This is a genomic window from Corallococcus llansteffanensis (assembly GCF_003612055.1).
Classification (GTDB): Bacteria; Myxococcota; Myxococcia; order Myxococcales; family Myxococcaceae; genus Corallococcus; species Corallococcus llansteffanensis.
The window spans coordinates 1-6,442 of sequence record NZ_RAWB01000567.1 but is presented as its reverse complement, the minus strand read 5'-3'; the positions used below and the strand labels follow the sequence as shown (position 1 = coordinate 6,442).

Here is a 6,442-nt window from a genome sequence, read left to right as displayed (position 1 = left end):
GGCCCACGGGGCTTTCGCCCACGGCGCCACGGCCGGTGACGCCCGTGTCCCCCTCGAGCGCGTCCGCCCCCGCGCCCCGGGCGCCTCCGGTGCCGGCGGCCACGACGTCAGCGCCCGCCGCGCCCGGAGGCTTCACGCCTGGAGCGGCGGCACGGCCCGCCGCGCCCCGGGCGCCCGGCCTGGGCGGTCCTCCGCGCGCGGGCGGTCCTCCGGGCCGCTTCGGCGCCCGGCCCTCCACGCCGCGCCCGCCGCCCACGCCGGAGCAGATCCTGGCGCTGGCGACGCGCGAGCACGTGCCGGCGCGCATCGCGAAGGGCGAGCTGGAAGGGAAGATGAAGGCGCGCATCTGGCGCAAGCTGCACGCCGAGGAGGCGAAGCGCTTCGACCAGGTCTACGAGCTGATGGGCCAGACGGCGGGCCTCACCCTGGGGGACGCGTTCGGCATCCTCCAGAGCGGCCTCACCGTGGCGGAGTTCATGGCGCGCAAGGAGCGCAGCCAGCGCAAGGCGGCCATCAAGCAGGCGCGTGGCCAGGTGGACAACGCGCTCGTGGCGGACTTCCTGGGCGCGTTCATCGAGCAGAAGACCGAGCTGTCGGTGGTGCTCGCGGAGCGCTCGCTGCTGGACACGCTGCTGTCGGAGGAGGCCATCACCTTCACCTTCGAGCGCACGGGCCGGCTGGAGAAGCTCCAGGTGGTGCTCATCGCGCGCCGGGGTGACTGGGAGCGGCTGATGCCGACCCTGGACCGGGACGCGAAGCTCACCCAGAAGCCGGCGCAGGTGGCGCGGCAGCCGGACAAGCGGCCGTATTCGGACCCGCGACCGTTCCTGCCGCACATCGGTCAGACGGTGAAGCTGGTGCTGCGCAACGGCATCACGGTGGAGGCGCCGCTCGCACGGGTGGGCCGCTTCGACGTGCTGCTGGGCGAGCCGGGCCACGAGCTGTTCATCCCGCTCCACGCCCTCTTGCGCTTCGACGCGCCTCCAGCGCCCGACGACGACGCGTCCGACGACGACGCGGAGCCGGACTCCGGGGCCTGAGGTCCGCTGTTGTCGTCCCTGCCGGGCGGCCCCGCTTCCACGCCGGGCCGCCCTCTCTTCTTTCTTCCGGAGCCCTGACCATGCGTCCGTTCTTCTCCCGCATCATCAAGCCCTGGCTGGCGCTCACCGCGGCGGCGATCCTCGCGGGCGCCTCCCAGCAGGCCTGCACCAAGGACGCGACGGCCAAGGCCCCGGACGCCCCCGCCGCGGTGGAGGCGGGGCGGCGGGAGAACGGCGTGCACGTGGTGGACCTGGCCGTCACGGAGAAGGGCTTCGAGCCCGGCGCCGTGCAGCTCAAGAAGGGCGAGCCGGTGAAGCTGGTGGTGACGCGCAAGACGGACGTGACGTGCGCCACCGAGCTGGTGATGGACGAGTACAAGATCGACGCGAAGCTGCCGCTGGACACGCCGGTGGAGATCGCCTTCACGCCGAGTCAGTCCGGGACGCTCCGGTACGGGTGCGCGATGGGGAAGATGATCGCCGGCACCTTCGTCGTGGACTAGCGCTGGCCCTCCGTTAACTGGCGATGTCCCCCCGGCCGGGTAGGCTCGACGCCCTGCATGGGCAGCTCGGAGCTCTTCACCCGGCATGTCTTCCTCGACCTCGAAACGACGGGGCTGGACCCGCGTGTGGACGAGGTCATCGAGGTCGGCTGTCTCTTCTTCGAGCACGGCCGCGAGGTGGACCGCTTCAGCCGCCTGTACTCCGCGTCGCGCCCGCTGAACCTCACCATCCGCCGCCTCACCGGGCTGGGTGACGCGCAGCTCGCCGGACAGCCCCGCTTCGACACCGAGCGCGCCGAGCTGCGCGAGCGGCTGAAGGGGTGGACGGTGGTGGCGCACAACGCCCCCTTCGAGAAGGGCTTCCTGCCGGACGTGCTGGGCCCCATCCAGGCCCCGGTGCTCGACTCGTGCGAGCTCATGCACTACCTGCACCCGGAGCTGCCCAGCCACTCGCTGGAGTCGCTGATGCGGTGGGCGAAGCTGGGCTCACAGCAGCCGCACCGCGCGCTCCACGACTGCGCGGCGGTGCACGGAGTGCTGGTGCACGCGCTGGACGGCTGCGTGCGCGACGGGCGCGCCGAGGACGTGGCGGACCTGCTCTCCACGATGGACCCTCGCGCCCGCGCCTCGCTGGGGCCCACGCCGCTCCTGGACGCGGCCCTGTCCCCGGAGGACGCGCGCGACCTGGCGATGGACGCGGAGGCGCGTCCGCTGCTGGAGCTGCTCTCCCGGCTGTGGGAGGCGTGCCGCGCGACGCCGGTGCCGCTGGGGCTGGAGGCGACGGGCGGCTTCCTGCGGGCGCGGCCAGAGCGTCGGCGGGCGCATGGCGCACGTCCTCCCCCCGAGCCGGAGGCGGACGCGACGCCGCTGCCGGTGCGGCCGGAGGAGGTGGCCCAGGTGCTGGGGCCGGGCGGCGCGCTGGAGAAGAGTGGCGGGTTCATGTCACGGCCCGCGCAGGTGGAGATGGCGCAGCTGGTGGCGCGCACGCTGTCGGACGGCGGGCAGGTGGCGGTGGAGGCCGGCACCGGCACGGGCAAGTCGCTGGCGTACCTCACGCCCGCGGCCCTCTTCGCCGCGCGCAACGGGCTGAAGGTGGGCGTGGCGCCGCACACGAAGACGCTCCAGGACCAGCTCCTGGAGAAGGACCTGCCCCGGCTTCACCAGGCCACGGGGGGCGGGTTCGGCTACGCGCTCCTGAAGGGGCAGACGAACTACCTCTGCCGCCGCCGCGCGCTGGAGGCCACGCGCGTGGAGCCGGGGATGAACCACGCCGCGAGAGCCCCCCGGGCCTACGTGCGCGCGTACCTGCGCCGCAGCCAGGATGGGGACCTGGACCGGCTGAGCCACTGGTTCCGCGAGCGCTTCCCCGGGATGCACGGGCTGGTGCCGGCGGTGCGCTCCGAGGCGGCGACGACGCTGGGCGAGCGGTGCCCGCACCACCACAAGTGCTTCTACCACTCAGCGGTGGCCCAGGCGCGCGAGGCGGACGTGCTGGTCATCAACCAGTCGCTCGCGTTCGCGTGGCCCGCGCGCTACCCGCGCCTGGATCACCTGGTGCTGGACGAGGCGCACGAGCTGGAGGACGTGGCCACCACCGCGCTCACGGTGGAGCTGTCGGACCTGGCCTTCCTGCGCCTCACGGAGCGGCTGCACGGGCGCGATGGACGCCGGGGCCTCTTCGCGGAGCTGCGCCGGGCGCTGGCGGCCACGCGCCGCGACGACTCCCGCTCGCTCATGGGTGAAGTGGACGACGCGCTGCGCACGCTGCTCCAGGAGGCGCGCGGGCTGGGTGAGCAGGTGACGGCGCTGTGCGAGCCCGCGTCGGCGATGCCCGGCGAGGACGCGGACGACGCGGCCTACGCGCCGGAGCTGCGGGTGACGGACGCCGTGCGCGCCCTGCCCGCGTGGGAGCCCGTGCGCGAGGGGCTGGACGCGGTGCGCGGCGCGCTGCAGCGCATCCACACGCTGCTCGCGGTGCGGGCGCTGGCGGCGCTGCCGGAGCTGGCGGTGAAGCAGCCCTCGCTGGAGCGGGAGCTGGCCGGCGCCACCACGGAGCTGGGAGAGCTGGCGGTGCTCGCGGGGGAGCTGGCCGGAGAGCCGGACGTGAAGCGGTGCTACGCGGCGCGCGCGGAGCCTCGCAAGGGGCGCTGGAGCGTGGGCGCGCAGCCGGTGGACGTGTCCGAGTCGGTGTCGCGCGACTTCGCCGCGAACAAGCGCGCGCTGGTGATGGCGTCCGCCACGCTGGGCACGGGCGACAACGTCCCCTTCGTGCTGAAGCGGCTGGGGCTCAAGCCGCCGCTGTTCCGCGCGCCCTCGCCGTTCCACCTGGGACAGCAGGCGCTGGTGGTGCTCGTCACGGATGCGCCCCGCGCGCACGAGGAGCCCTTCATCGACTGGGCCTCCGGGCGCATCTCCGGGCTGGCGCAGGTGATGGGCGGACGCGTGCTGGGCCTCTTCGCCTCCACGCGGCGGCTGGAGCGGGTGGCTCGCGAGGTCCAGGCTCGGCTGGAGCCGCACGGGATTGAAGTGCTGCGCCAGTCGCGCGGGCACGGACGCTCGCTGGCGGCGCGGCAGGAGCGCGACACGGGCACGGTGCTGCTGGGCACCAAGAGCTTCTGGCAGGGCGTGGACATCCCCGGGCGCGGCGTGGGGTGTGTCTTCATCGACAAGCTGCCCTTGGAGCCCGCGTCACGGCCGCTGGTGGCCGCGCGCGAGGAGCCGCTCGCCCGGGGCGGCAACGAGTACCTGGGCTTCCTCCAGTACCGGCTGCCGCGCGCACTGCTGCTCCTGCGCCAGGGCGTCGGGCGGCTCATCCGCTCCACCACCGACCGGGGCATCGTCGTGGTGGCGGACCCCGGCCACGCCAGCTACCGGCCGCTGCTGCTCCAGGCGCTCGCGGGCTACCGCGTCGTCGCGATGCCCTGGGCCCAGGCGCGGCTGCTGCTGCACTCGGAGCTGATGCAGATGGGGCTGGCCGCGGACACCGCGCGGGTGTGAGCCGGCCCGCGCCCGCTTGCGTGAAGCGGGGCGGATGCTGCTGGGGCTGGCCGCGGGCACCGCGCGGATGTGAGGCGCGCCCTGCCCTGCTACCGCGCCAGCCGCTCGCGGAAGCGCGCTTCCAGGGCGCTCAATTCGTCCACCCACGGCCCGGTGACGCCCTTCTGCTTCGCCTGCTCCAGCGCCTCCGCGAGCACGCGCGCGTCCTCTTCCTGCTGGTTGCGCAGGCGCTGCGTCATGTCGCGCGCGGCCTCGAAGACGTCCTGCAGCTCGTCACCTTCGCGCAGGCCGTGCTGCGGCGGGCGCAGGCGGCCGTCCGCCACCTCGCGCACCATGCGCTTGATGCGGAACAGCGGGCCCACCATCCGGTGCGTCACCACGATGGTGGCCAGCGCCACCACCACGATGAAGCCCAGCATGCACAGGCCCAGCACCCACCACGTCAGCCGCTGGTGGCGCTCCAGTTCCGCGCGCTGCGCGACGATGGCGGTGCGCTCCGCCTCGTAGCCCGCGTCGATGGCCTGCGCCTGCTCGCGGAACTTCGCCTCGAAGGACGGATCGTCCATGTGGGCCAACAGCTCGTTGGAGAGCGTGGCCCCGGACAGCTCGCGGCTCACCTCCGCCGCGCGCGAGCGGGCATCCACCGCCGTCGCCGTCTCGTGCATCAGCGTGTTCGCGGCCCGCACCAGGAAGATGCCGAGCAGGGCCGCCAGCACCAGCGACACGCCCACGATGTAGCCGGTGAGCTTGAGCTGGAACGGAGCGTCCAGGAGGAAGTTGCGCCAGCGGCGCTTCGTCGGAGCCGGGGCCGGGGTCGGTTCCGGGGCCGGCGCGGTCGTCGTCGTCATGTCTCGCTGCTCCACTCGAAGGTCGCCGCGGCTTCATCAATCACGCGGGGAATCAGGGCCTTCAGAAGATCCGCGGGCGGTGCCCCCGCGGCATGGACTTCCACCTGCCCCATCAATGACTGCTCCGGGTAGCTCATGCAAAGGATCGCGATGCGAAGGCCTCCGCTGTCCGTGGATTGGATCTCCGCCGTGATGCGGTAGCCGTGCACGCCCATCTTCTTCAGCGCGCCCTTGGCCGCCGCCTTCGTCTCCTTCACCGGCGCCATCAGCGCGCCCCGGCGCACCAGCTTCGAGCGCAGCCGCGCCTCCGTCACCTTCACGAGGTCCGCCGGGATGCCGCCCGTCTTGTCCTTCAGCGCATCCAGCGCCAGGTAAAAGCGTGGACGGCGGGCCTGGTAGGCCTTGATGGCCTTGATGGACTCCGCCACCGCGGCCTGCACGGACGCGTCCGTCTCCCCCTGGTACGCCTGGAGGCAGTCGAGCCCGCCCGGCTCCAGGAGCGCCCCCAGTCCCTTGGCCACCGCCGAGCGCACCAACTCGCTGGGGTCCTTCAGCGCGCCGCACAGCGGCGTCACCGCTTCGGGATCCTCGGTGGCGCCCAACACGAGCGCGGCTTGTGAGCGAGCACGCGGATCCCGTCCCTTCTCCAGCTGACGGCCCAGGAAGGTGATGCGCGTATCCCCCTGCGCCAGCGCAGCGCACGGCAGCAGGAAGAGGAAGAGCAGGAGTGCTGTCGGCAGCCGCATGGGATGGGCAAAGAAGTGCCAACAGTGTAACCGCGATTTACCTGTGCACGACAGTTGCCTCGCCGGGCAATCGCACCCACCTTCCTTGCGCACAATGGGCGACGTCCTCCCGGGGGAGGACGAATGGGGTGCGGTGGACCCGATGGGTCGCCGCGGGCTGGGGGCGCAATGGGACGCGGGCACATCCTCACGGGTGTTCTTCTGCTGGCGGGATGGATGAGCGGGTGTCGGGACTCGGACCGGCTGACGTCGGTGGGCAAGCCCCGTCCGCCAGGGCCTACACCGGTGGAGCCCGCGCCCACCCTTCC

The 6,442-nt window shown here is 73.1% G+C and carries 5 protein-coding genes; 3 read left to right on the top strand and 2 right to left on the bottom strand.

Annotation, left to right across the window (positions count from 1 at the left end):
• The 3 genes from D7V93_RS35240 to D7V93_RS35230 all read left to right on the top strand — a co-directional run.
• A partial coding sequence (locus tag D7V93_RS35240; RefSeq protein ID WP_244237691.1) for a hypothetical protein occupies positions 1 to 1,040 on the top strand: 1,040 nt, incomplete at its 5' end.
• Between the two features lie 80 nt (positions 1,041 to 1,120).
• Positions 1,121 to 1,543: a cupredoxin domain-containing protein gene (locus D7V93_RS35235; RefSeq protein ID WP_120647535.1), complete on the top strand. Its 423-nt coding sequence runs from the start codon at positions 1,121 to 1,123 to the stop codon at positions 1,541 to 1,543.
• Positions 1,544 to 1,600: 57 nt separating this feature from the next.
• On the top strand, positions 1,601 to 4,540 hold the full coding sequence (locus D7V93_RS35230) for a helicase C-terminal domain-containing protein (RefSeq protein ID WP_120647534.1): 2,940 nt from the start codon (positions 1,601 to 1,603) through the stop codon (positions 4,538 to 4,540).
• Between the two features lie 89 nt (positions 4,541 to 4,629).
• On the opposite strand, the gene D7V93_RS35225 is transcribed toward D7V93_RS35230, so the two are convergent.
• Positions 4,630 to 5,388: a methyl-accepting chemotaxis protein gene (locus D7V93_RS35225; protein ID WP_120647533.1), complete on the bottom strand. Its 759-nt coding sequence runs from the start codon at positions 5,386 to 5,388 to the stop codon at positions 4,630 to 4,632.
• Positions 5,385 to 6,134: a HEAT repeat domain-containing protein gene (locus D7V93_RS35220; RefSeq protein WP_120647532.1), complete on the bottom strand. Its 750-nt coding sequence runs from the start codon at positions 6,132 to 6,134 to the stop codon at positions 5,385 to 5,387. Before D7V93_RS35220 ends, D7V93_RS35225 begins: the two co-directional genes overlap by 4 nt.
• Positions 6,135 to 6,442 lie beyond the last annotated feature (308 nt).